Source organism: Myxococcus sp. XM-1-1-1 (assembly GCF_020037095.1).
Lineage (GTDB): Bacteria > Myxococcota > Myxococcia > Myxococcales > Myxococcaceae > Myxococcus > Myxococcus fulvus.
Genome location: NZ_JAIQDH010000046.1, coordinates 1 through 26,247 on the forward strand (window position 1 = coordinate 1; position 26,247 = coordinate 26,247).

The following is a 26,247-nucleotide window of genomic DNA, read 5'->3' on the forward strand; positions in this document are numbered from 1 at the left end:
GCCAGCACTTCGTTCCCGTCCGCCACCGCGTCCGACAACCGCTTCAGCACCAGCACGCCGCAACCCTCGCCGCGCGCGAACCCGTCGGCCGAGGCGTCGAACGTCTTGCACCGACCCTCCGGCGAGAGCATGTGCGCCTTGCAGATGGACAGCGTGGCCTCGGGCGTGAGGATGAGATTCACGCCGCCCGACAGCGCGAGCGTGGACTCACCGTTGCGCAGGCTCTGGCAGGCCAGGTGCAGCGCCACCAGTGACGACGAGCACGCCGTGTCCACCGCCATGCTCGGACCGTGCAGCCCGAGCGCGAACGACAGGCGACCGGCGACCACGTTCAGCGAGGTGCCCGAGGCGAAGTACGCATCCACCGCCGCCGCATCCTGGTTGAGGATGACGCGCGAGTAGTCCGACGCGGTGACGCCCACGAAGACGCCCGTGTTCGTCTCTCGCAGCGAGTCCGCGTTGATTCCCGAGCGCTCCAACGCCTCCCAGCCGACCTCCAGCAGCAGGCGCTGCTGCGGGTCCATGCTCTCGGCCTCGCGCGGGGAGATGCCGAAGAACTGCGGCTCGAAGCCCGCCACGTCGCGCAGGAAGCCGCCCTTGCGCATGTACATCTTCCCCGGCGCCTCCGGGTCCGAGTCGAACAGCGCGTCCACGTCCCAGCGGTCCGCCGGCACCTCCATCGTCGCGTCCACGCCGTCGCGCAGCAGGCGCCAGTACGCCTCGGGCGTGTTCGCGTCCCCCGGGAAGCGGCAGGCCATGCCGATGATGGCGATGGGCTCGTCCGCGCGAGCGACGGCCTTGGGGGCCTCCGCGCGAGGCTTCTTCTCCTCCACGAGGCTCAGCAGGTGCTCGGTGAGCGCCTGCACATTGGGATGATTGAAGGCCAGCGTCGCCGGCAACGACTGCCCCACCACGCGCTGGAGCCGCTCCTTCAGCTCCACCGCCATCAGCGAGTCCATCCCCAGGTCCGCGAAGCCGCGTCCCGCGGGAATCGGCCGCTTCGGGTCCAGCCCGAGTACCCCCGCGACCTGCTGGCGCACCGCCGCCTCCAGCTCGTCCCGCCCCAGCCTGGGCGCGGTGGGCGCCATCGGCGCGGCGGCGGTCTCCACGGCCTTCGTCCCCAGCGCCGCCAGGAACGGCCGAGGACCACGGGCTTCATAGATGGGCTTGAAGCGCTCCCACCGCACGCACGCCACCGTGGCCTGCGTGACGTCCGCGCCGAGCAGCCGCTCGAACCACGCGACCCCCTCCTCGGTCTCCAGGGAGTCCACGCCCATGTTCGCGAGCCACCGCTGCGCATCCGGCGACGCCATGCCCCGGCCCGCCCACGGGCCCCAGTTGATGCTCGTCGCGACAAGCCCCTGTGCGCGCCGGTGCTGCGCGAGCGCATCCAGGAACGCGTTGCCCGCCGCGTAGTGTCCGGAGCCCACCGAGCCCCAGACCGCGGAGATGGACGAGAAGAGGACGAAGAAGTCCAGCGAGTCCCCTTGCGTCAGCGCATGCAGGTGCCACGCGCCCTCGACCTTCGGCGCCAGCACGGCATCCAGCGCGGAGGCATCCAGCTCCCGCAGCCGCGCGTGCGTGGAGACACCCGCCGCGTGGACCACGCCCTTGAGCGCGGGCATCGTCGCGCGCACGTTCTCCAGCAGCGCCACCATCTGCTCACGACGGGAGACGTCCGCGCGCGCGAGCACCACCGTCGCTCCCGCGGCCTCCATCTCCCTCACCGCCGCGATGCGCACGGCCACGTCACCACCACGAGCCTCCAGGGCCTCCCACTCGGAGCGCTCGGGGAAGGCGCTGCGCGCCGTGAGCACCAGGTGCCGCGCACCCTGCTTCACCATCCAGCGCGCCACCTGCAGCCCGAGCTCTCCCTGGCCGCCCGTGACGAGGTACGTCGCCGCCGAGGCCAGCGTCGTGGCCTTCGCCGCGGGGAGCGGCTTCGACTCCAGCCGGGGGACGAACCGACGCCCGTTCCGGAGCGCGACCTGCTCCTCGCCCTCACCCGCACCGCGCATGAGGACGTCCGCCAGCGGCTCGCCCTCCGCCTTCTCCACGTCCACCAGCCCGCCCCAGCGCTCCGGATGCTCCAGCGCCGCCACGCGGCCCAGCCCCCACAAGAGCGCCTGCGACGGGTCGACCTCCGAGGACTCCACCGCGCAGGCCCCGCGCGTCACCACCCACAGTCGGCCGGTCAGCTCCGACGAGGACTCGAGCGCCCGCAGCGCGGAGACCACGCTGATGCAGCGCTCCCGGGTGCTGGTCCTCAGCGCGCCCGGCGACTCCACGCCCGACGCATCCAGGCCCCACAGGTGCACCACGCCCGCGCGCGGCAGGTTCGCCGGGAAGGCCTCCTTCCACAGCTTCGCCAGCGCCACGCCGTCCGCGGGGTCCACGGCCAGGGCCCCCGGAGCGGAGGCGGCCCCCGCGTAGACCTTCACGTACGGGACGCCCTGCTGCTCGAAGCGCGCGGCCAGCGCCTCACCCACGCCGCCCTGGTCGCACAGCAGCATCCAGGCACCCGGGACGCCCTGCCCGCTCGCCGTCGACTCCTCCCAACGCACCTGGAAGAGCGAGCCCGCGTCCAGCTCCGTCACCGCGCCGTGCACCGTGGCGCTTTCGGAGCGCCCCGTCGCGAGGCGAGGCGCCTCCGACGGCCAGTGACGCTGACGACGCCACGGGTAGGTGGGCAGGGCCACCTTCTGTCGCGAGGGCTCCGCGTCCACCGCGCGCCAGTTCACATCCTGGCCCCGGAGGAACAGCCGCCCCAGCGCGCCGAGCAGCTGCTCCGCGTCGGGACGCCCCTTGCGCAGCGAGGCAATCCACGCCGGCTGCTCTCCCAGACACGCGCGGCCCAGGCCCAGCAGCGTGGCCGTGGGCCCCACCTCGACGAACACGTCGATGCCCAGCTCGCGCAGCGACTCCATGCCCTCCTGGAAGCGCACGGCCTCACGCGCATGACGACGCCAGTACCCCGGCGCCCCCAGCTCGCCAGCGCCCACGGGCCGGCCCGTCACGTTCGACACGAGGGGAATCGTCCCCGGCAGCACCTTGACGCGAGCCGCCTGGGACTCCAGCGCCTCCAGCATCGGGTCCATCAGCGGCGAGTGGAACGCGTGCGAGACGACGAGCGCCTTGGTGCGCACGCCCTTCGCCTGGAGCTCCTGGTCGAGCCGCGCAATCACCCCTCCCGCGCCGGACAACACCACCTGGCCAGGAGCGTTCAGGCAGGCCAGCGACACCTGGCCCTGGTGCGGCTCCAGCAGCGGCTGCACCTGGGCCTCGGTGGCGAAGACGCTGAGCATCGCGCCTCCCGAGGGCAGCGCCTGCATCAGCCGGCCGCGCTCCGCGATGAGCGCGAGGCCATCCTCCAGGGACAGGTGGCCCGCGACGACGGCGGCGGCGAACTCGCCCACGCTGTGGCCCATCACCGCGTGCGGCACCACGCCCCAGCTCTTCCACACCTGCGCCAGCGCGTACTCCAGCGCGAACAGCGCCGGCTGGCTGTACTCCGTCTGGTCGATGGGCGACGTCGCGCCCTCCGCCGGGAAGAGCACCGACAGCAGCTCCATGCGGGGCTTCAGCAGCGCGGCGCACCGGTCCAGCGCCTCACGGAACACGGGCGACGTCGCGTACAGCTCGCGGCCCATGCCCACGTACTGGCTGCCCTGCCCCGTGAACAGGAAGGCCACCCGCGGGGCCTGGGGCGCGGCCTCCGCCGAGGCCACGGCGTCCGAGACGTCCCCCTTCGAGAAGCCCTGCAGCGCCTCCGCCAGCGCCTGCGTCGAGCCGCCCACCACCGCCAGACGGTGAGCAAAGCGTGCTCGCGTGGTGTTCGCGGTGAAGCACACGTCCGCCGCGTCCAGCTCCGGGTGCGCGGACAGGTGGCTCGCGTACTGACGGACCTGCTCGGCGAGCGCGTCCTCCGACTTCGCCGTCAGGAGCAGCAGGTTCGAGGGGGGCCGGCTCGGCGCCGCCGAAGGCACCGCGCGCACGGGCGCCTCCTCCAGCACGACGTGCGCGTTGGTCCCGCTCATGCCGAACGAGCTGACGCCCGCGAGCCTCGGCTTCTGCGAGCGGGCCCACGGCAGCGCGCTCTCCGCCGGGATGACGAAGGCCGTGCCGTCCATGCGGATGCGCGGGTTGAGCCGGGTGAAGTTCAGGTGCTTGGGGATGCGCTCGTTGCGCATCGACAGCACCACCTTCATCAGGCCCGCGATGCCCGCCGCGGACTCCAGGTGGCCCATGTTCGTCTTCACGGACGCCAGCGCGCACTGGCTCCCATCCGCCCTCGGCGCGCCCACCACGTCGGCCAGGGCCTCCACCTCGATGGGGTCACCCAGCGACGTGCCCGTGCCGTGCGCCTCGATGTAGCCGATGGCCGAGGGCTCCACGCGCGCGTTCGCCAGCGCCTGGCGCAGGAGCGCCTGCTGCGCGAGCACGTTCGGCGCCGTCAGCCCCGTCGAGCGGCCATCCTGGTTGATGGCCGAGCCCCGCACCACGGCGAGGATGGTGTCCCCGTCCGCCTGCGCGTCCGACAGGCGCTTGAGCACGATGACGCCGCAGCCCTCACCGCGCACGAAGCCGTTGGCCCACGCATCGAAGGTGCTGCACCGCCCGTTCGGAGACAGCGACTGCGTGCGGGCGATCATCTCCGTGCTGAGCGAGTCCAGGATGAGGTTGACGCCGCCCGCGAGCGCCAGGTTGCACTCGCCCAGCCGCAGGCTCTGACAGGCCAGATGCACCGCGACGAGCGACGACGAGCACGCGGTGTCCACCGCGAGGCTCGGCCCCTGGAGGCCCAGCACGTAGGAGATGCGACCGGGCGGGAAGCAGTGCCCGTTGCCCGTGATGTAGTACGCGTCGAGCTGGTCCGCGCCCATGGGCAGCACGCGCTCGTAGTCGTTGCCGGTGATGCCCACGAAGACGCCCGTGGACGAGCCCAGGAGCTTCTCCGGGTTCTGCCCCGCGTCCTCCAGCGCCTCCCAGCTCACCTCCAGCAGGAGCCGCTGCTGCGGGTCCAGGCTCGCCGCCTCGCGCGGGGAGATGCCGAAGAAGTCCGCGTCGAAGCCGTCCACCTCGTCCAGGTACCCGCCCCAGCGCGGCGTGCCCGTGTCGGCGCCCGTGCGGCGCGACGCCGGCTCACGGCGCACGGCGTCCCGGCCCTCGTCGAGCAGCTTCCAGTAGGCCTCGGGCGAGTCCGCGCCCCCCGGGAAGCGGCACCCCATGCCGACGATGGCGATGGGCTCGGTGCGCGCCTTCTCGAGCGTGTCGAGCTTCGCCTGCACCTTCTGCATCGCGAGCACGGCGCGAGCCATGCGCTGCTTCAGTTCGTTCTCCTTGGTCGCGTCACTCACGATTCGTTCTCCAGCGCGGTCAGCGCATCGTCGAAGAGGTCCAGCAGGTGCTCATCCGAGAGGGCCGCGAGCTCCGCGGCGGACTCGTCGGATGGACGCTCCTGGTTCGCCTTCGACGGCGAAGGGGTTGAGGGCTCGCGCACCGGCGCGAGCTCGAGTCTTTCGAGCAGGTGGACGCTCAGCGCGCCGAGCGTGGAGTGCGTCCACAGGAGCGTCGCGGAGAGCTTGAGCCCCAGGGACGCCTCGACACGGTTGCGAAGCTCCAGGCTCATCAGCGAGTCCAGGCCCAGCGCCCGGAACGGGTCCGCCCGGCCCACGCGCGAGGGCTCCAGCCGCAGCACCTGGGCAATCCGCTCGCGCAGGTGTGATTCCAACAGCTCCAGGCGCGCGCCCGGCTCCGCCTGCTTCAGCGTGCCCAGGAAGTCCGAGCCGGGACGGGCCACCTCACCGCGTCCCTCCGCGCTCAGCTCGGACCAGACGCGCAGCGGCGCCACGGACGGGAAGAACTCCAGCCACTGGCGCACGTCCAGGCGCACCGCGGCGGCCTGCGTGGCGCCCTCGTCGAGCAGCCGCTGGAGCAGCTCCTCTCCTTCACGTGCGACGAAGCTCGCCATGCCCTGGTACGCCAGGCGCTCGCCACGGTTGGACTGCGCGGCGGCCAGGCCCACGTCGGAGAACGGACCCCAGTTGACGCTCGTCGCGGGCAGCCCCACCGCGCGCCGGTGATGCGCCAGCGAGTCCATCGCCGCGTTCGCCGCCGCGTAGTTGCCCTGGCCCGGCAGGCCCAGCAGCGACGCCACGGACGAATAGAGGACGAAGAAGTCCAGGACCTCGCCTCGCGTGAGCTCGTGCAGGTTCCACGCGCCACGCACCTTGGGCGCCATCACCGTGCGCAGGTGCGACGGCGTCAGTCGCGCCAGGGTGGCGTCCTCCAGCACGCCCGCGCAGTGCAGCACGCCGCGCAGGGGCGGCAGCGCTCCGTCACGCGTCCTGGCCAGCGCGGCGCGCAGCTGCTCCGCGTCCGCGACGTCGGCCTGGGCCACGACGACTCGCGCGCCCTGCGTCTCCAGCTCCGTCAGCGTCTTGCGCGCGGTCTCCGACGGAGACGAGCGACCCATCAGGAGGAGGTTCCGCGCGCCGTGCTCCACCAGCCACTTCGCCGCGGAGAGGCCCAGTCCGCCCAGACCACCCGTCACCAGATACGTGCCGTCCGCTCGCACGCGGAAGCCCGAGCGCGCGGGGGCCACCTTCAGCGTGGGGTCCTCCATGCCGATGACGAGCTTGCCGGTGTGCCGACCCTGCGCCATCTCGCGGAAGGCGTCCGCCACCCGCGAGACAGGGAAGCGCTGGTACGGCAGCGGCCGCAGCGCGCCCGACTCCACCTGCTCCATCACCTCCTGGAGCAGCCGCGCGAACAACACGGGCTTGCGCTCCTGGAGTCCCGCCAGGTCGATGGCCGTGTACGAGATGCTCTTGCGGAACGGCGTGAGCTCCAGCGCCCGGCCGTCGTAGATGTCGCGCTTGCCGACCTCCAGGAAGCGCCCCTCCGGACCGAGCAGCTCCAGGCCGCGCGGAATCGCGTCACCGGAGAGCGAGTTGAGCACCACGTCCACGCCCTCGCCGTTCGTCAGGCGCTTCACCTCGTCGGCGAAGGCCAGCGTGCGCGAGTCCATGACATGGGCGATGCCGAGGGTGCGCAGGAACTCGCGCTTCTCGGGCGTGCCCGCGGTGGCGAAGATTTCAGCGCCCCGGGCCTGGGCCACCTGCACCGCCGCGAGTCCCAGTCCGCCCGCCGCGGAGTGGATGAGGACTCGCTCCCCCTTCTGGAGCCGCCCCAGGTGCTCCAGCGCGTACCACGCCGTCATGAAGACGAGCGGCACGGTGGACACGTCCTCGGCGCTCATGCCCTCGGGGCACGGGCGCACGAAGCGCGCGTCCGCGATGACGTGCGAGCCCAGGCTGCCTCCGGCCACCGCCACCACGCGCTGTCCGACAGAGAGCCCCGTGACGCCCTCACCCACGGACACCACGCGGCCCGCGCACTCACCGCCCAGCGAGACGGGCCCGGGAGGCAGGCCCGGATAGATGCCCATCGCCTTCATCACGTCGATGAAGTTGAGGGCCGCCGCCTCCACCTGGACCTCCACCTCGCCCTGGCCAGGACGACGTCGCTCGGCCACCCGCGCCACCAGCCGGTCCAGCACACCGGGCGTGGGAATCTCCACGCGGAAGGCACGTCCCTCGACGGGGAGCCTCGGCTCGGCGGACTCGCGCGACGCATCCACCGGGAGACGCCGCGCCAGTCGCGCCGCGTGCCGTCCCTGGGTGCGCAGCGCGACCTGCTCGTCCTTCGCGCCCGCGAGCACCTCCTCCGCCAGCAGCGAGGCCGCCGCGTCCGGGGACAGCGCCTCGACATCGACACAGGTGCACCGCAGCTCCGGGTGCTCGTGCGACACCACGCGGCCCAGGCCCCACAGCGAGCCCTGCACCGCGTTCACCCGGGGCTCTCCGCCCACGGCCTGCGCGCCCTTCGTCACCAGCCACAGCCGGGGCGCGGTCCGCCACCCCGCGCGGGTCAACTCCTGCACCAGATGCAGCGCGCCGCCGCACAGCCGCTCGGCCTCGTCGCTCGCGCGGGCTCCGGACACCTCCACCTCGGAGGCCTCGAGCGCCCACAGGTACACCACGCCTCCGCACGACTCGCCCTCGGAGAAGGCCTCGGTCAGCAGTCGTTGGAAGTGCTCGCGCGAACCGGGGGCCACCGCGAAGTGCCGGGCGCCGAGCTTGCGGAACTCCGCCCCCGCCTCGACTTTCACGCACGTGCCGCCCCGCGCTTCGAGCTGGCTCACGAGCGCGGCGCCATGCCCCTGGCCATCCATCAGCACGAGCCACGGCGCCTCGGCGGACGGCGACGTCGCGGGCGCGTCCACGCGGTGCCACGCCATCTCGAACAGCGCCCGGTCCTGGGCCACCAGACGCGCGTCCCGCTGTCCCGCCAGGGGCGCCAGCACCATGCCGCGCACCTCGGCGACCGGCAGGCCCTCCGCATCGAGGAGCCACACGTCTCCCTGCCGAGTCGTCTCCCCTGCCGCGGGCTCCGACAGGCGAGCGTGTGCCCAACGCACCGGCGTGCCCGCGCGACTCACCGCGAAGCGGCGCACGCGCACCGGGACGTGGGTGCCACCTCCCGACGGGAACGCCTCCAGGAGCACCTGCAGGCTCGCGTCGAGCATCGCCGGGTGCAGCCCTCGCACGGCGCCCAGCGCCTCGGGCACCTCCAGCCGCCCCAGCGCCTCACCGTCGCGACGCCACACCTCGCGCAGCCCCTGGAACGTCGGGCCGTAGCTCAGGCCGCGCTCCTCCATCTCGCCGTAGTGCGCGGAGCCCTCGCGGACCTGCGTGCACCGACGTCGCACCTCGTCCAGCGACACAGCGGACGGCGTGGCCTCCATGGCCAGCGGTCTCACGGTGCCGGACGCATGCACCGTCCACACCTCCGCGCTCTCGCCCGACACGGGCACGAAGCTGGAGACCTTGAACGACGCGCCCTGCGCCGACTCCGACGTCAGCACGAGCTGCGTCGGCCGCGAGCCCTCCTCGGGCAGCGCCAGCGCCTCGTCGATGCGCACGTCCTCCAGGGCCCACGTCCCCTCGCCCAGCCCCTCGCGCGCCGCGGCCAGCGCCCAGTCCAGATAGGCCGCCGCCGGGAGCACCACGGTGCCCTGCACGCGGTGGTCCTTCAGGTACGGCAGCTTCTCCACCGCCACATCCACGTCCCAGAACCGCGCCCCGGGCCGGAGCGAGGAGCGGCGCGACACCCCGAGCACCGCGTGTCCCTGTCCCGCGCTCCTCGAAGCCCCCGCCGCGCCCGGCTGGAACCAGTACCGGTCCCGCTGCCACGGGTACGTGGGCAGCGACACCTGACGGCCCTCCGCGGGTGTCACCGCGCGCCAGGAGACCTCGCGCCCCTCGGTGTAGAGGCGGCCGAGCGACTCCAGCATCACCACCCGCTCGGGCTGCTCGCGCCGCAAGGTCGGCAGCACCGTGCCCGGCTTGCCCAGGTGCGCGAGCGTCTGCTCGATGGAGGGCAGCAGCACCGGGTGCGCGCTCACCTCGACGAACAGCCCGTGGCCCGCGGCCACCAGGGACTCCACCACCTGCGACAGCAGCACCGGCTCTCTCAGGTTGCGCACCCAGTACGCGGGCGTCAGCTCCGTCCCCTCCGCCACGCGCCCGAGCACCGTCGAGTGCAGCGCCACCTCGCTCGCGCGCGGGGAGAGCCCGTCGAGCAGCTCCAACAACTCCGCGCGCAGCGGCTCCATCTGCGGGCTGTGCGAGGCCACGTTGACCTTCACCGGCCGGCAGAAGACCTGACGCTGCGTCAGCGTCTCCAACACCTGCTGGAGCGCCTGGGGGTCTCCGGAGAGCACCGTGGAGCGAGGGCTGTTGCTCGCGGCCACCGAGAGCCGGTCCTCCACGCCGCGCAGCACCTCGCGCGCCTCGTCGAGCGACAGCTCCGTCACCGCCATGGCGCCCTGGCCGCTGGTGCGAAGGAGCAGCCGGCTGCGGCGGCAGATGATGCGCGCCGCGTCCTCCAGCGTCAGGGCGCCGGCCACGTGCGCCGCGGCCACCTCGCCCATGCTGTGCCCCACCACCGCGTCCGGGGTGATGCCCCACGAGCGCCACAGCCGCGCGAGCCCCACCTGCATGGAGAAGAGCGCTGGCTGCACCACGTCGATGCGCTCCAGCCAGCCCGCATCACTCGACGCCAGCACCTCGAGCAGCGACCAGTCCACGAAGGCCTTCAGCGCCGCGTCGCAGTCCTCCATCGCCGCGCGGAAGACGGGCTCGCTCCGGAGCAGCTCACGCCCCATGCCCACCCACTGGGAGCCCTGGCCGGGGAACACGAACACCACGGGCGTCCGCGAGGACGCGGGCCCCTGTCCCACCACGAGCCCCGGACGCGGCTCCTGCCGCAGGAAGGCCTCCAGTCCCTCGCGCGCGCCCGCCAGGTCCCTCGCCACGAGCGCCAGTCGCTGGTCCAGCGAGGAGCGGTGCAGCGCCAGCGTCGCGGCGATATCCGCGAGCGACGTCGACGACGCGGGGTCGCAATGCGGCACCAGCGAGCGCGCCAGGTCCGTCAGCGCCCGCGGCGTCCGGGCGGACAACGGCAGCAGCACCGCGCCGTCCACCGTCGGCGTCCCCGGCCAGCAGACCGACACGCCCCAGGCGTACAGCGCGCCCAGCGCATCCAGCAGGCCCCCGCGCGCGTCGTCGCGCCGCATCGAGGCCACCGTCAGCGCCTTCCGCTCCGTCCGGGCCAGCGCCTGCTCGAGCGAGCGACGCATCACCGGGTGCGCGCTCAGCTCCACGAAGGTGTCGATGCCCTCCGCCGCCAGCTTCTCCACCGCCTGCGTGAAGCGCACCGGCTGACGGAGGTTGCGGCTCCAGTAGGACGCCTCCAGCGACGCGCCCTCCAGGTCCTCTCCCGTCACCGTGGACACCCAGCGCGGAGCGCTCATCCGGGGCTTCATCCGCGCGAAGGCCGCGTCCAGGTCCTCTCGGATGGCGTCCATCTCCGGGCTGTGCGCGGCCACGTTGACGGGGATGCGCGAGCAGAACACGCCGTGCGAGGACAGGTCCGCGAGCAGCGCGTCGAGCGCCCCCGCCTCACCGGACACCACCGTCGTCGACGGGTCGTTGAAGCCCGCCACCACCACCCGCCCCTCCAGGGGCGTCAGCAGCACCTCCACCTCGACGCCCGGCAGGCCCACCAGCGCCATGCCGCTGCGGCCCGCGGTGCGCTGCTGCAACCGGCTGTAGTGGTGCACCAGCCAGACGGAGTCCTCGGTGCCGAGCGCGCCGGTGATGCAGGCGGCCACCACCTCGCCCAGGCTGTGGCCCACCACCACCTCCGGCTCCACGCCCCACGAGCGCCACAAGGCCGCGAGCCCCACCTGCACCGCGAAGAGCAGCGGCTGCACCACGTCCGCGTCCTCGGCGCGCGGATGCGGCGTCACCAGCGCCTCCACCAGCGACCAGCCCGCCAGGGGCCGGAAGGCCGCGTCCAGCGCCTCCACCTTCGCACGGAACACCGGCTCGCGGTGCAGCAGTTCGCGTCCCATGCCGTCCCACTGGGAGCCCTGGGGCGTGCACACGAAGGCGATGCGCGGCGAAGGCCGCTCCCCCCTGCCCACCACCAGCCCGACGCGCTCCTGTCCCGCCAGGAAGGCCCGGGCCTCTTCCACGAGCTCGGCGCGCGAGCGGGCCGTGAAGGCCACCCGGTGCGAGCCCTCGCCCACGTCGCGCGCCCACGGCTGGCACAGCTCCGCCAGCGTCTCGAGGGACGCGGCATCAGACGCGCGGGCCGCCACCTTCTCGACCTCGGCGCGCAGGCTCGCCGCATCCGACGCCGCCAGCGGCAGGAGCTCCGCGCGCGAGCCCGGGGCCTCCTCCAGCACCAGGTGACAGTTCGTCCCGCCCCACCCGAAGGCGCTCACGCCCGCGAGCGCCTTCTCGTCCTCCGCGGGCCAGGGCGACAGCCGCTCGGGGACCTTCAGGCGCAGCGTCCCGAAGTCGATGAGCGGATTGGGCGCGTCGAAGTGCAGGTTGGGCGGCACGCGGCGGTGCGACAGCGCCAGCACCACCTTGAGCAGACCGGCGATGCCCGCCGCGCCCTCCAGGTGACCGATGTTCGTCTTCACCGAGCCGATGAGCAGCGCGCGCTCCGCGTCCCGCCCCTCGCCCAGCACCGTGCCCAGGGCCCCCGCCTCGATGGGGTCGCCCAGCGCCGTGCCGGGGCCGTGCGTCTCCACGTAGTGCACGCGGCTGGGCGTCACCCCGGCGCGCGCGTACGCGTCACGCAGCAGCGACTCCTGGGCCGCCGCGCTGGGCGCCGTCAGGCCGTTGCCGAAGCCGTTGTTGTTCACCGCGCCACCGCGGATGACGCAGTAGATGGGAACACCGGCCGCCTGCGCCGTCGACAGCGGCATCAGCGCCACCATGCCCGCGCCCTCGCCGCGCGCGAAGCCGTTGGCGTCCGCGGCGAAGGCCTTGCTCGCGCCATCCGGCGACAGCCCACCGAACTTGGTGAGCGCCACGCTGGTCTCCGGCGCGAGCAGCAGGTTGACGCCGCCCACCAGCGCCAGCCGGCACTCCCCCGCACGCAGGCTCTGACAGGCCAGGTGCGCGGCCACCAGCGACGACGAGCACGCCGTGTCCAGCGTGACGCTCGGCCCGCGCAGGCCCAGCGCGTAGGAGATGCGGTTGGCCACGATGTTGAGCGCCTGTCCCGTCGCGGTGTGCGGCGTGACGGCCGCGCAGGCGTTCTGGTGCAGCACCGCGTAGTCGTGCCAGATGGCGCCCACGAAGACGCCGGTGCTCGAGTCACGCAGCCCCGTCGCCGGCACGCCCGCGTCCTCCAACACCTCCCACGCCAGCTCCAGCATCAGCCGCTGCTGCGGGTCCATCTCCGCCGCCTCGCGCGGGGAGATGCCGAAGAAGAGCGGGTCGAAGCCCTGCACGCCGTCCACGAAGGACGCCCGGCGCGCCACCATCTTCCCCGGGGCCTGGAGCTCGGTGTCGTGGTACGCGTCGATGTCCCAGCGCTCCGCCGGCACCTCGCGCATGGCGTCGTAGCCCTCGCACAGCCGTCGCCAGAACGAGGCCACGTCCGGCGCCCCCGGCATGCGGCACGCAAGGCCCACCACCGCGATGGGCTCATCCACCGGACGCGAGGCCGACGTCGTCGCCACCGGCCGGGCCTCCGTCTCCGCGCGGCCCGACAGCGCCGCCGCCAGCGCGTGAATCGACGGGTGCCGCCAGAACAGCAGGGGCGACACGGGGCGGCCCAGCACGCCGGACAGCTCCGTCATCAAGGCCACGACCTTCACGGAGTCCAGCCCGTAGCGGCTCAGCCGCTCCTGGGGGTCCAGCGTCTCCAGGCCCAACAGCGCGGTGATTCGCGCGACGAGCCACGCCTGGATGGCCTGCTCCGACATCGAACTTTCAGCCGTCATCTCCACGCCTCTTCCGCCCACGCCGGGGCCATGAACCTTCACGTCGGGCCTCGTCGGCCCGTGCCTCGGGGTGACTCAGCTCCGACGCGCCTTGCGCGCCCGGAAGAACTGCTCCTGCTTGCGCAGGCGCTCGGCCCGCTCGTCGTTCGACGGCTCGGCCTGCTTCTCGGGACCCCGGTCCAGGTACTCGGCCAGCGCGCGGATGGTCGGAAAGCGGTACAGCTCCGTCATCGGCATCTTCCGGCCCAGCCGCCGCTGCAACGACATGTGGATCTGCGTCAGGTGCAGCGAGCTGCCGCCCACGTCGAAGAAGTTGTCGTCGATGCCGAAGTGCGCGCCGCGCAGCGCGTGCCCCCACAGCTCGTGCAGCGCGCGCTCCAGCTCGCTGCGAGGCGCGACGGGAGGCATCGCGCTCCGGGAGGCCGCGGCCACCGGCGCCGCCAGCGCCTTCTTGTCGATCTTCCCGTTCGGCGTGAGCGGGAACGCGTCCAGGAACACGAAGTGCCCCGGCACCATGAAGCGCGGCAGGCGCTGCTCCAGGAACGCCCGCAGCTCGCGCGGCTCCACCTTCTCGGAGCACACCAGCCAGGCCACCAGCTCCATGTCCCGCGAGGGCCCGGGCCTGGCCAGCACCAGCACCTCGCGCGTGGCGGGGTGTTTCGACAGCGCCACCTCGATTTCACCCAGCTCGATGCGGTAGCCGTTGAGCTTCACCTGGTCATCGCGCCGGCCCAGGTAGTCGAGGTTCCCATCCGCGCGCCACTGCGCGACGTCACCCGTGCGGTACATGCGCCGACCGGGCATGAACGGGTCCGGCACGAAGCGCTCGGCCGTCAGGTCCGGCCGGTCCAGGTACCCACGCGCCAGGCCATCCCCCGACAGGCACAGCTCGCCGGGCACGCCCCGGGGCACCAGCCGCAGGTCCTTGTCGAGGATGTAGACGCGCGTGTTCGCCAGCGGCTTGCCGATGAGCACCTTCGGGTCGTCGCCCGGGAAGCGGTAGCAGGTGCTGTACGTCGTGTCCTCGCTGGGGCCGTACAGGTTGCGCACCTGGATGGGCAGGCCCTCCAGCTGGGACATCACGCTCTGCGGGATGGGCTCGCCCGCCATGTTCAGCACGGTGACGTTGCCCAGGTCCGCACCCGCCGCGAGCAGCTCCTTCACCACGGAGGGCACCGTGTTCACGAGGATGCGCGACTCGCTGTCCAGGTACTCGGAGATCTGCAGGCTGTTGCGCAGCAGGCGGACCCGCCGCCCCACCGACAGCGTGTAGAACATCTCGAAGATGGACAGGTCGAAGCAGTTCGACGTGCCGAAGAAGGTGACGTCGAAGTCCGTGGCGCGGAACTCTGTCTGGCACCAGCGCAGGAAGGACACCGCGCTGTGGTGCTCGATGAGCGTCCCCTTGGGCCGGCCCGTGGAGCCGGACGTGTAGATGACGTACGCCAGGTCCTCGCAGCCGGGACGGTGCGCCACGTCCTCGTCCGAGTCCCCCCGCGCGGTGGTGATGTCCACGCACCCCGCGGGCGAGCCCTGGCGCGCCGTCTCCAGGAGCTGCGGCTCGGTGAGCAGGACGCGGCTGCTGCTGTCCTGCAGCAGGTAGCGCACGCGCTCGGCCGGGTACGCCGGGTCGATGGGCACGTAGGCCGCGCCGGACTTGAGGATGCCGAGCGTGCCGATGAGCAGCCACTCGGTGCGGTCCACCATCAGCCCCACCAGCACGTCCGGGCCGGCCCCATGGTGCGCGCGCAGGTAGTGCGCCAGGCGGTTGGCCCGCGCGTTCAGCTCGCGGTACGTCAGGTGCGTGTCCCCCACCGACAGCGCCACGGCGTCCGGCGTGCGGCGCACCTGCTCCTCCACCAGGTCCACCATGGAAGGCCCGTCCACCCAGTCCATCGGCCGGGGGTTCAAGCCCAGCAGCAGCTCCTCGCGCTCGGACGCGGACACCACCTCCAGCGCGTCACACGTGGCCGACGGGCGCTCCACCGCGTCCGCCAGCAGGCACTCGAAGCGCTCCAGCAGCCGGCGCGCGGTCCGCGCCAGGAAGAGGTCCGCGTTGTAGTGCAGCGCCAGAACCAGCCGCTCGCCCAGCTTCAGGCACTCCATGCCCACGTCGAACTGGGCCTCCTGCTGCGGCAGCACGTACGGCGACACCGTCAGCCCGTGCACCTGGAACGTGCGGCCCTCGTCCACGGACAGGCCGAGCATCGCCAGCGGGTCGCGGTCGCTGACCGGCAGGTAGTTGAACATCACCTGGAAGACCGGCGGGCGCGACGCGTCCCGGGGCCCGCCCAGCTTCGCCACCAGCTGCGGGAACGGGTACGCCTGGTGCTCCAGCGCCTCCAGCACCCGCTTCTGCAGCTCGCGCGCGAAGGCGCCGAAGCCCAGCCCCTCGTCCACCGAGGAGCGCACCACCACGGGGTTGACGGCGTAGCCGACGACCTCCTGCAGCGCCGCGTCCTCCGCGGACATGAGCGTGTTGGTGGGCGTCCCCACCAGCACGTCGCGCTGGCCGGTGTGCCGCGACAGCAGCACGTGGAAGCACGCGAGCAGGAAGGTGTACAGCGTCACGCCCTGCTCACGCGCCCGGGCCTCCGCGCGGCGCACCAGCCCCCGGTCCAGCTCGTGGATGACGGTGTCACCGTGGCAGCCCTGCTCCGCGGGCCGGGGCTTGTCCGTGGGCAGCTCCAGCGCGGGAGGCGCGCCCGCGAGGCGCTCCGTCCAGTATCGCTCCAGCACCTCGCCACGAGGACCGCCGAGCAGCGCCTGCTCCCACTCCACGAACTGGCGGTACTGCGCGCGAGGCGCCGGCAGGCTCGCCGTGCCCCCGGTGACGAGCTGACCGTAGAGCTCGAGCAGCTCCCGCTGGAGCACCTGCAGCGCCCGCGCGTCGTTGGAGACGTGGTGCTGGGTGAAGACCACCAGGTGCTCGCCGCCGTCCACGCGGGTGACGCTCAGCCGGGCCACCGGCCCCGTCGTCAAGTCGAAGGGCTTGCGCACCTCCTCGATGAGGCGGCGGCGCACCTCCGCCGGGGACACGCCGCGCGAGTCATTCAGGGTGAAGGGGAGCGTGCCCTTCTCCTGGACGCGCTGGAGCAGCCGTCCGTCATCGCTGACGCCGTAGGTGGTGCGCAGCACCTCGTGCCGCTCCACCAGCGCCTCGGCCGCGCGGCGCAGGGCCTCCACGTCCAGCGGGCCGTGCACGCGGAAGGAGAACAGCGTGTGGTACGCGTGGTTGTCCGGGTCGGACTGGTGCAGGTGGAACAGCGCGGCCTGGCCGTAGGAGAGGGCGAAGGGCTCCTGCACCGCCGCCACCCGCGGGGCCGCGTCCTGTCGCGCCAAGAGGCGCTTCAGGAGCTGCTTCTTCTCCTCCAGGGACATCGATTCGGTGTCTCGAGACATGACTCGGCTCTCCTCGCCGACGGCGAGCAATGGATTCGGGAGGCTGTGGACGCTCAGGACGCGAGGCGCTCGCGAAGCAGCGAGGCGAGTCTCGCGACGTGAGGCTCCAGACTCATGGTGAGGTGATTGCCTTCCACCTCGTGGATTTCGATGCCGCCTCGGGCCTTCCCAATCCAGCCGTACTCCGGATGGTGGGGGATGAGGTGGTCCCGGACACTGGCCCGGAAGTAGAGGATGCGGGTGTCGACCGGCTGGGCCGCGTAGCGCAGCAAGGCCTCGTTGTGCGCGCGCCACAGGCGCAGGAAGCTGCCGCCGTTCTCCTGGTTCATCCGGACGAAGGCGTCGGACATCTCCGGCGAGAGCTTCTTCACGTAGTCGAGGACGAAGTCGTCCGTCACCGGCTCCGAGTGGCGCACCGTGCCCCCGTCATCCGAGGGCGTGTCGAGCATCGCCAGGAGGTCCACGCGCTGGCCCAGCGCCGTCAGCCTGCGGGCCATGTCGAAGGCCACGGTGCCGCCCATGGAGGAGCCGCAGAACAGGTAGGGGCCCTCGGGCTGGAGGCCCCGCACCAGCTCCAGGTAGTGCAGCGCCATGTCCTCGATGCGAGTGTCGGGCGGCACCTCGCCCTCCACGCCGCGCGCCTGGATGCCGTACACCGGCTGCTCCTTGTCCAGGTGCCGCACCAGGGGCAGGAAGCCGAACACCGAGCCGCCCGCGGGGTGGATGCAGAACAGCGGCGTGCGTCCGGGCACGCCCCGCTGCAAGCGCACCACGCCAGCGGGCAGCGCGGGCTCGCTCGGCGCCGCCGGAGCGGAGGTCGACGAGGGCCGGGTGGCGGACACCTGCGCGCCAATCTGCGCCGCGGAGGAGTGCTCCAACAGCGCGTTGAGCGACAACTGCACGTCGAGCCGCTCCCGCAGCCGCGCGCTCAGCTGCACCATCAGGAGCGAGTTGAGGCCCAGGTCGTAGAAGTTGTCGTGGATGCCCACGGCCTCCACGCCCAACAGCTCCGCCAGCGCCTCGCACACCTGCGTCTCCACCTCGTCGCGCGGCGCCACGTAGGCCGTGCGCTGCGCGGGACGCGGCGCCTTCGCGCCCTGCTTCCGGGAGGCGGTGCTCTCGGGGCGCTGGGCGGCGCGGACCTGGAGGGGCGCGCGGGACACGTAGACGTGCGCGCCCTCGAAGCCCGCGAGGATGCGCGTGAGGGCCTCCACGCCCTCCTGGTTGCTCAGCGCGCCGGGCAGCGTGAGGCGCCCGGGCGTAGCGACACCCGGAGTCCCCTCCGCCGTCGGCGCGGAGAACGTCTGGTGCATGTCGTCGAGCCGCTTGAGGGTGAAGCCCTCCACGTCCACCACCACCCCGCCCTGCTCGTCCATCAGGGTGATGTCGAACACGCGCAGCGACGCCGCGTCCTCGGTGTCATGCCGCCACCGCGTGTGCACCCGCACGCGCGCGGGGACGGGCCCGTGCACGGTCAGCCGACGGTAGGTCAGCGGCAGGAAGAGCCCCTGGGCCGCCGCGCCCGCCGTGCCCTTCTCGCGCAGCTCCAGGAGCCGCGAGTACCCCGTCACCACGTCGAGCAGCGCGGGGTGGAACCGGTAGACGCCCAGCTCCTCCCGGTACGCCTCCGACAGGGAGAAGGTCGCCAGCAGCTCCCGCCCGCCGAAGAACAGCCGCGAGTCCACCGTCGTCCAGCGCGGGCCGAAGAAGATGTGGTGCTCGTCGGCGTCCCCCATCAGCGACTGCGCGGACTCCAGGGCATCGGTGCACCGAGACTCCGCCTGCGCCAGCGGGTGGGCCCGAGCGGCGCCCTCCGTCCAGCGCGCGGTGCCCAGCACGTGCTCCTGCCACACGTCCTCGCGCGAAGCGGCGGGGCGGCTCTGGACGCGGAAGCGAAGGCGCTCGCCCGAAGGACTCAGCACCAGCCGCACCTCGCGGCGCTCTCCCGGCATCACCGTGAGCGGCGTCACGAAGACGACGTCGCTCAGCTCCACCGCCATGCCCGGCCGCTCCGCCGTCAGCGCGGAGACGACCATCTCCAGGTAGCCCGTGCCGGGCATCAACGGCTGACCGAGCACCCGGTGCTCATCGAGCACCCACTGCAGCTCGGGCGCCATCACCTGCGTGTAGACGAGGTCCTCGCCCTCCACGCGGCGCATGCCCAGCAGCGGGTGCCCCGGCAGCAGGCCCCGCGTCGAACGGGCGCCCGCGCCGCGCAGCGCCGCCACGGCCATGCCCGCCTCGCCCCACGTGTCCCAGCCGACGGACACGGCGCGCAGCCCTGTCGAGCGCAGCAGGTGGGCGTAGCCGTCCAGGAAGGCGTTCGCGGCCGCGTAGGCCACCTGCCCCGGCTCGCCGCGAAGGCTCGTCACGGAGGAGCACAGGACGAAGGTGTCCGGAGGGTCGGCCGCCAACAGCCGCCCCAGGTGCAGCGCCCCGAGCACCTTCGGCCGGAACACGGCCTCCACCTGCTCGCGCGTCTGGAGCTGGAGCGCGCCGCCCCCCGGCACGCCCGCCGCGTGGAGGACGCCCTCGATGCGACCGAAGCACTCCCGGGCCCTCGCCAGCGCCGAGGCGAGCTGGGCCTCGTCGCCCACGTCCACCGCCAGGGGCAGCAGCTCGGCCCCCAGCCGCTCCAGGGCCTCGAGCTTCTCCAGCCGCTCCCGGTCCTCACCGTGGAGCTCCCCCGAGTCCCGCCGGGGCACCGAGCGCCCCAGCAGCACCAACCGGGCCTGCCGCGTGCGCGCCAGGTGCTCCGCGAAGACGAGCCCCATGCCGCCGAGCCCACCGGTGATGAGCCACGTGCGCCCGGGGAGCGGCGACTCCGCTCCGGAGGCCTCCGTCGCCGGCAACGCCACGGGCGAGACGCGCGGCCCCCAGCGCTGCGCTCCACGCAGGGCCACCACGCCCGCCGTCTCCTCGGCGGAGAGCTCGTCCACGAGCGCCCGCGCCAGGCCCTCCGAGGGCGTCGCGGCCACATCCACCAGCCGGCACGTCAGCCCCGGCACCTCCAGCGAGATGCCCCGGCACGCGCCCAGCAGCGTCGCCTTCTCCGGCCGCTCGCGCTCACCCTCCACCACCGCGTGGACACCGTCGGCCACGGCCACCAGCGCCACGGGCCGTCCACCGCCACGCTCACCGAGCGCCTGCGCCAGCCACAACAGGCTGTAGAGCCCCCGCTCCTGCGCGGGTCCCAGCGTCGAGGGCGTGAGGGAGACCTCCGAGGGCCCCGTCACGCTCCAGGCATGCACCACGCGGTCCGGGAGCCGGCCTTCCTTCGCCAGCGCCTCCACCAATCGCTGGTGGTCCTCGCGGCTGCCGGGGCGCAGGCGATAGAGCCCGTCCTCCCGCCGCTCGAACACGTCCCCCGACTCCACGCGCGTGACGAGGGCCGCCGCGACGCCCAGCTTCGCGAGCGCCTCCCGCGCCAGCTCCGAGTCGTCCAGGAACCAGAGCCACCGCTCCCCCTCGACGCGAGCGCGCGGCGACGGACGCGGCAGCGGGGCCCACGTGGTGACGTGGAACAGGCCCTCGTGCGCATCGCGCGCGGCGGCGACGGGCGCCTCCGTGGGAGCCTCCACCCAGTGGCGCTGACGCTCGAAGGGATAGGTCGGCAGGTGGACGCGGCGACGAGGCGCCTCGCGCCACAGGGCCGCGAGGTCCAGCGCGCCACCGGCCTCCCACAGCCGCCCCAGCGTCTCCAGCAGCACCCGGCCGTCATGGGCCGCGGCCTTCGGGTGGCGCATCGTCGACAGGATGGTGGCCGTGGCGCCCTTCTCGGGGAGCATCCGCGCCAGCGCGCCGAGCCCGTTGCCCGGCCCCACCTCCAGCAACACGCGCTCCTCGCGCAAGAGCGTGCCCACGCCCCGGGCGAACTCCACCGCCTCGCGCATGTGGCGCACCCAGTAGTCGGGTGACGTGGCCTCCGCGGGGGTGATGAAGCGCCCGGTGAGGTTGGAGACGAACGGGATGCGCGGCGCGGACAGCGTCACCTGCTCCACCACCCGGCGGAACGCCGCCAGCGCGTCATCCACCATGTACGAGTGGAACGCGTGCGAGGTGCGCAGCGCGCGCGCCTGGACGCCCCGGCCCGACAGCGTCGCCGCCAGCGCGTCCACCGCCTCGGGATGACCCGCCACCACGCAGGAGGCCGGGCCGTTCACCGCGGCCAGCGACAGCCGCTCGTTCAGCAGGCTCCGCACCTCCTCGCGAGGCAGCGGCACCGAGAGCATCTTCCCCGGCGGCAGCGCCTGCATCAGCTTGCCGCGCAGCGCGATGAGCCGCAGCCCGTCCTCCAGCGGGAAGACGCCCGCGAGGCACGCGGCCACCCACTCTCCCACGCTGTGGCCGAGCATCGCCGAGGGCTCCATGCCCCGGGACATGAGCAGCCGCGCCAGCGCGTACTCGACGACGAAGAGCGAGGGCTGCGTCAGCTCCGTGCGCGCCAGCCGCTCCGTCGCCGCGTCGCTGCCCTCCGCGTGGAGCACCTCGCGCAGATCCAGCCCCAGGTGCGGCCGGAGCAGCGCCGCGCAGCGGTCCACCGTGTCGCGGTACTCCGGCTCCGTCTCGTACAACCCGCGCCCCATGGACGCGTACTGCGAGCCCTGCCCCGGGAACAGGAACGCCACCGGCGTCTGTCGGGCCGCCACCGGCTCCACCGGGAGCCTCGCCTCCAGCGCCCCGGCCGCCTGGGCCACGTCCGCCGCGACCAGCGAGGCGCGGTACGGCAGGAGCTTGCGCCCCATCGCCAGCGTGAAGGCCACGTCCCCCAGGTCCACCGAGGGCTCCCGGCGCAGGTGCTCGGCCAGCCGCAGCCGGGCGCGCTCCAGCGCCTCGGGCGTCCGCGCGGACAACACCAGCAACTGCTCGCCCTGGCTCGCCGGCATGGACTCCTGGGCCGGAGCCTCCTCCAGCACCACGTGGGCGTTGGTGCCGCCGATGCCGAACGCGCTCACGCCGGCGCGCCGGGGCGCGCCCAGCTCGGGCCAGGGCGTGGGCTGGGTGACGACGCGGAAGTTGCCCGACTCCAGGTCCAGGTGCGGGTTGGGCTTCTCGAAGTGCAGCGACGGAGGGATGGCGCCGTGGCGCAGCGAGAGCGCCACCTTCATCAACCCGGCGACCCCCGCCGCCGCGTCGGTGTGGCCCAGGTTCGACTTCACCGAGCCCAACAGGAACGGCGTCTCTCGGGGCCCCTCCGAGGCGAAGGCCCGCGTCAGCGCGGCGACCTCGATGGGGTCTCCCATGGGCGTGGCGGTGCCGTGCGCCTCCACGTACGCCACGCTCGCGGGGTCCACGTCCGCCAGCGTGTACGCGGTGCGAATCACCTCCGCCTGCGAGTCCACGCTCGGCGCGGTGTAGCCCACCTTCGAGGCGCCATCGTTGTTGACGGCGCTGCCCTTGATGACCGCGTAGATGGCGTCGCCGTCCCGCACGGCGTCCTCCAGCCGCTTGAGCACCACACAGCCCACGCCATGGCTGAAGACGGTGCCGCCCGCCCGCGCGTCGAACGTCCGCGTGGCGCCGTCCTTGGACAGGATGAAGTTCGGGTTGTGCAGGTAGCCGGTGCGCAGGGGCAGCGTGACGGCCGCCCCGCCCGCGAGCGCCATGTCCGACTCGAAGCTCAACAGGCTCTGACACGCCAGGTGCACGGCCACCAGCGACGTGGAGCACGCCGTCTGCACCGTGAGGCTCGGACCCCGCAGGTTCAACTTGTAGGAGACCCGCGTGGACAGGAAGTCCTTGTCGTTGGAGATGAAGGCCGCGAAGAACTCCTCGAGCGGCACCGGCACGCCAGGACGCGCCAGGTGCGTATAGAGGTAGCTGTTGAGCCCCACCCCACCGAAGACGCCCACCGGCATCCCCGTCAGACGGGTCGGGTCATAGCCCGCGTCCTCGAACGCGGCCCACGCACTCTCCAGGAACACCCGCTGCTGCGGGTCCAGCAGCTGCGCCTCCCTCGGGCTGAAGTCGAAGAAGCCCGCGTCGAAGCAGTCCGCGTCCGCGATGACGCCCTTGGCGCGCACGTAGGCCGGATTGCGCAACACCTCCGCCGGCACGCCCGCGGCCAACAACTCCTCATCGCGAAACCGCGAGATGGAGTCGACACCACCGATGAGATTCTCCCACAGTTGAAGAGCGCTCTCTGCCCCCGGAAAGCGCCCTGCCATGCCAATCAAGGCAATGCCTTGCAACTCCTGGCCCCCTGTATCCATCGACTTCAGCCCCTGATGAAGCGCGTGTTCCCCAAACACACAGTAGCATGTCCTATTCGGATTCAAATCATGCTTTCAGATCTTCCAGTGACAGCGGATTGGGCGAATCTTCCGAAGGAATCAGGGAGTCCTCGTTGCGAGAAATTCACGCATGAATTCCGCGCCACCCTGAACGCACGAGGGCCCTTTTCTTCCTCAGGACCCCCTGAGATTTCCCGCGAGCACCCGGTCGCCACCCTCGAGGGCGACACCATGCAACGCCCCTCTGACAAGCCCCCGTGGACGGGACTCTCCAGGTGGGTCCGGCGAGCCATCCCGGAGGGCTCGAACCGAGCCATTCTGGAGCAGTTCCAGCGCTGTAGCCTCGCAAGCTACAACTGACTCTCGACCTCCGATTGGATGTGATTGCGCATGAGCAGTATTTGGCGGGCAGGCAACAAGGCGCCGCGAAAGGCCACGCGTGTTCCTGACCTGGAGTCATGACTCGGGCCGAGCGAGGTCGAGCTCGAGGCCCGGTGACCTGAACGCCACGTCAAATCAGTCGTGCTGCCCGAGCTCGCGGGCCAGCGCCTCGGCAGCTCGCGGGTGCCCTCATTGAAGACGCGCGCGGCGTTGGCGGGGTACATGCGCTCGAGGGGGGAAGCTCTTGTGGACGACGGGCGTGTTCATCTCTTCCTCCGGGGTGGGGTGGGGGCTTCGGTCTCTTCGGGCCCTTCCAACAGTGCTCCCAGGGCGTCCAGGCGGGCTGGAAAAGTCCGCGCGCGGGCGGTCCCCTCCCCTGTCCACGGGCGTGCTGATGAACACTGGTTGCGATGAGGCCACGGCGGCTCGCGGGGCTTTGCGACACTCATCCGATGACCGCCTGGCCCGACGAGGAACGCTGCGCCCGGGTGCTCCACGAGCACCACGGCCTGGAAATCTCGGCGCTCGAGCCGCTCACGGCCGGCCTGGATTCGGACGCGCGGGTGCTGAAGGTCACCACCCGGCGGGGCGCGCCCTGGCTCCTCAAGCTGCGGCGGAGGTGGTCGGACGCGCGGCTCCGACTGGCGTGGCATCTCCACCATCGGGAAGGCGTGCGGGAGGTGTCCGCCCCGATGTCCTCGCTGAGCGGGGAGCTCGCGCCGCGCGCCGAGGACGTGGGCTGGACGCTCTACCCCTTCATCGACGCGCCGAGCGGCTTCGAGCGGCCGCCCACCACCGAGCACTGGCAGCGCCTGGGCCAGGCCCTGCGGCGCGTCCACGAGGCGCGCCTGCCGCCGGAGCTGCACGCGGCGCTCCCGGAGCCGGACGCCCCGCCGCTCGAGGCCGCGCGGGCCCGGCACGAGGCGATGCTCCGCGGTGCGCTCACCACGGCGGCCACGGCGCCGCTGGTCGACGCGTGGACCCGACACGCGGGCCGCATCGCGACGGTGCTCCAGCGCGCGGCCGTGCTCGCGGGGAGCGTCCGCGGCTCCGCGGAGCAGGCCGTGCCGTGCCACGCGGACCTGCACGCGGGCAACCTGCTCGTGGGCGATGACGCGCTCACCGTCGTCGACTGGGACTCCGCGACGCGAGGGCCCCGGGAGGTGGACCTCATGTTCATCGGCGCGGGTGTGGGAGGGATTGGCACCCGCGACGAGGAGGTGGCCGCGTTCATGGCCGGCTACGGGGACGTCCCGGTGGACCGGCGGCGGCTGTGCGCCTGTCGCCACGAGCGAATCGTCGTCGACCTGCTGGAGCTGAGCGACCTGCTCCTGGGCGAAGGCGGCGACGCGTCCGAGCGGGCGCGCTGGCTGGGGTACTTCTCCGCGCAGTTCGACGAGGACAACGTCGTCGCCAGGGCCGAGCGGTCCTGGGCGGCGCTGTGAATCAGAGCGGCGCGGCGGCGCCCGCGGTGTCCGCGGCGGGGCTCGAGTCCTCGGTCACCGCCGAGTTCAACACCCAGTTGACGCCGTATGTCCTTCCCAGGGCCCTGTAGGTGGCGCGCTTGCCACAGCCCGTGACGCCCGCGGTGGCGTCGTCGATTCTCGTGGCGCTCAGCTGCGAGCGCGGACAGCCCAGGTCGAACTCCGCGCGGGCCCGCACGTCGGGAACCCAGCCGCACTGCCCGACGCGGCAGCGCAGCTCGTAGACGCCCTCCGCGTTGCAGCCGGACATCTGGTACTGGTTCTCCCCGAGGTAGGTGGGCGTCAGCTCCTCGGCGCACTTGAGGTCCTTCGCCGCGAGCTTCTCCAGGTTCGCGTAGCGCTTCGCGTTCAGGGACGGCCCCATCTGGGCGAAGTCCACCTTGGGGTGGCTGCGACGCCCGCCGCAGCCGGACCCCAGGACCGCCATGCCCATGCCCGCCAACAACCACCGTGAGAGGTTCATGGCGCAATGACATACCACGCCGTCAACGCCCCAGCGCGGCCGCCGCCAGCGCCGCGACGCGCAGGTCCACGGTCGCGTCCGCTCCCTCCTCCACCAGCCAGGCCGCGGACAGCCCCGTCCACGCGAGCACCCAGCGCAGCAACAGCCCGCGCTCCATCCCCGAGGCCTCGGACACCCCCTGGACGCGGCGCTGGAAGACCTCCGGGAGGACCGCCAGGGGCAGCTCGGGGTTGGCCATGTCCGGGTTGGTGAAGATGTTGGCGAAGTCGAAGCCTCGCGCACCCAGCAGCCGCTTCGGGTCGATGGCCAGCCAGCCTCGTGCGCCGAAGTCCAGGACGTTGTCGTGGTGCAGGTCGCCGTGCAGCACGACGGATGGCGCCGGCGTCGCGAGCACCTCGCGCGCGGCCTGGGCCGAGCGGGTGAACACGCCCCCGTGCGTGGCGGCGGCGAGCGCCAGGGGTTCGAACCAGCGCGGCAGCGGAACCAGGTCCTCCGGAGGCGGCGTCGAACGAGGCGCATGCAGCCTGTCCGCGACCGCGCAGAGGATGCGGCACGCCTCGTCATCCTCGCCACCCCGCGCCATCTGGGTGAGTGAACGGGCGCCCTCCGCGCGCTCCAGCAGCAGCGCGTGGCCCTCCGCCGCGAGCACGCGCGCGGCGCCGTCTCCCGCCCACCACGTCATCACCCGGGCGCCGTGTTGCTCCTCCGCGTCCAGCGCGAGCTTGAGCATCGCGGGCGCTTGCCGCCAGCGCACCGGGAGCAGCCGCGCACCCGGGGTGACGATGGGCTCGCCCTCCGGTGTCAGGGACCAGCGGCGCAGGAATTCGTCGAACATTGGTAGATGGGTGGCGCGGTACCGGTCAGCGGCCCGTTTCCACCCGCCTCCTTTCAAACCGTACGTGCGGTTTT

Annotated in this window: 7 protein-coding genes; 1 reads left to right on the top strand and 6 read right to left on the bottom strand. The window is 72.7% G+C overall.

Translation table 11 applies throughout. The features are described from left to right. The 4 genes from K8640_RS42000 to K8640_RS42015 form a co-directional block, all read right to left on the bottom strand. The coding region (locus tag K8640_RS42000; protein WP_223752221.1) for a type I polyketide synthase at positions 1-5,357 on the bottom strand (5,357 nt) is incomplete at its 3' end. Further along, positions 5,354-13,375, bottom strand: coding sequence for a type I polyketide synthase (locus tag K8640_RS42005; RefSeq protein WP_223752222.1), 8,022 nt, complete (start codon positions 13,373-13,375; stop codon positions 5,354-5,356). The genes K8640_RS42005 and K8640_RS42000, both read right to left, overlap by 4 nt. Before the next feature lie 75 nt (positions 13,376-13,450). Continuing rightward, positions 13,451-16,777, bottom strand: coding sequence for a non-ribosomal peptide synthetase (locus tag K8640_RS42010; RefSeq protein ID WP_223752223.1), 3,327 nt, complete (start codon positions 16,775-16,777; stop codon positions 13,451-13,453). Between the two features lie 53 nt (positions 16,778-16,830). After that, positions 16,831-22,953, bottom strand: coding sequence for a type I polyketide synthase (locus K8640_RS42015; protein ID WP_255653901.1), 6,123 nt, complete (start codon positions 22,951-22,953; stop codon positions 16,831-16,833). 890 nt (positions 22,954-23,843) lie between these two features. On the opposite strand from K8640_RS42015, the gene K8640_RS42020 reads away from it, so the two are divergent. Beyond that, positions 23,844-24,836 carry a phosphotransferase enzyme family protein gene (locus K8640_RS42020; RefSeq protein WP_223752225.1) on the top strand — a complete coding sequence of 331 codons (993 nt, stop codon included), beginning with the start codon at positions 23,844-23,846 and terminating at the stop codon, positions 24,834-24,836. A gap of 1 nt (position 24,837) precedes the next feature. Here K8640_RS42020 and K8640_RS42025 read toward each other — a convergent pair whose 3' ends face one another. Together K8640_RS42025 and K8640_RS42030 are read right to left on the bottom strand one after the other, a co-directional pair. Then, positions 24,838-25,338 carry a hypothetical protein gene (locus K8640_RS42025; RefSeq protein WP_223752226.1) on the bottom strand — a complete coding sequence of 167 codons (501 nt, stop codon included), beginning with the start codon at positions 25,336-25,338 and terminating at the stop codon, positions 24,838-24,840. 22 nt (positions 25,339-25,360) lie between these two features. Further along, positions 25,361-26,173: an aminoglycoside phosphotransferase family protein gene (locus K8640_RS42030; RefSeq protein ID WP_223752227.1), complete on the bottom strand. Its 813-nt coding sequence runs from the start codon at positions 26,171-26,173 to the stop codon at positions 25,361-25,363. Positions 26,174-26,247: the final 74 nt, after the last annotated feature.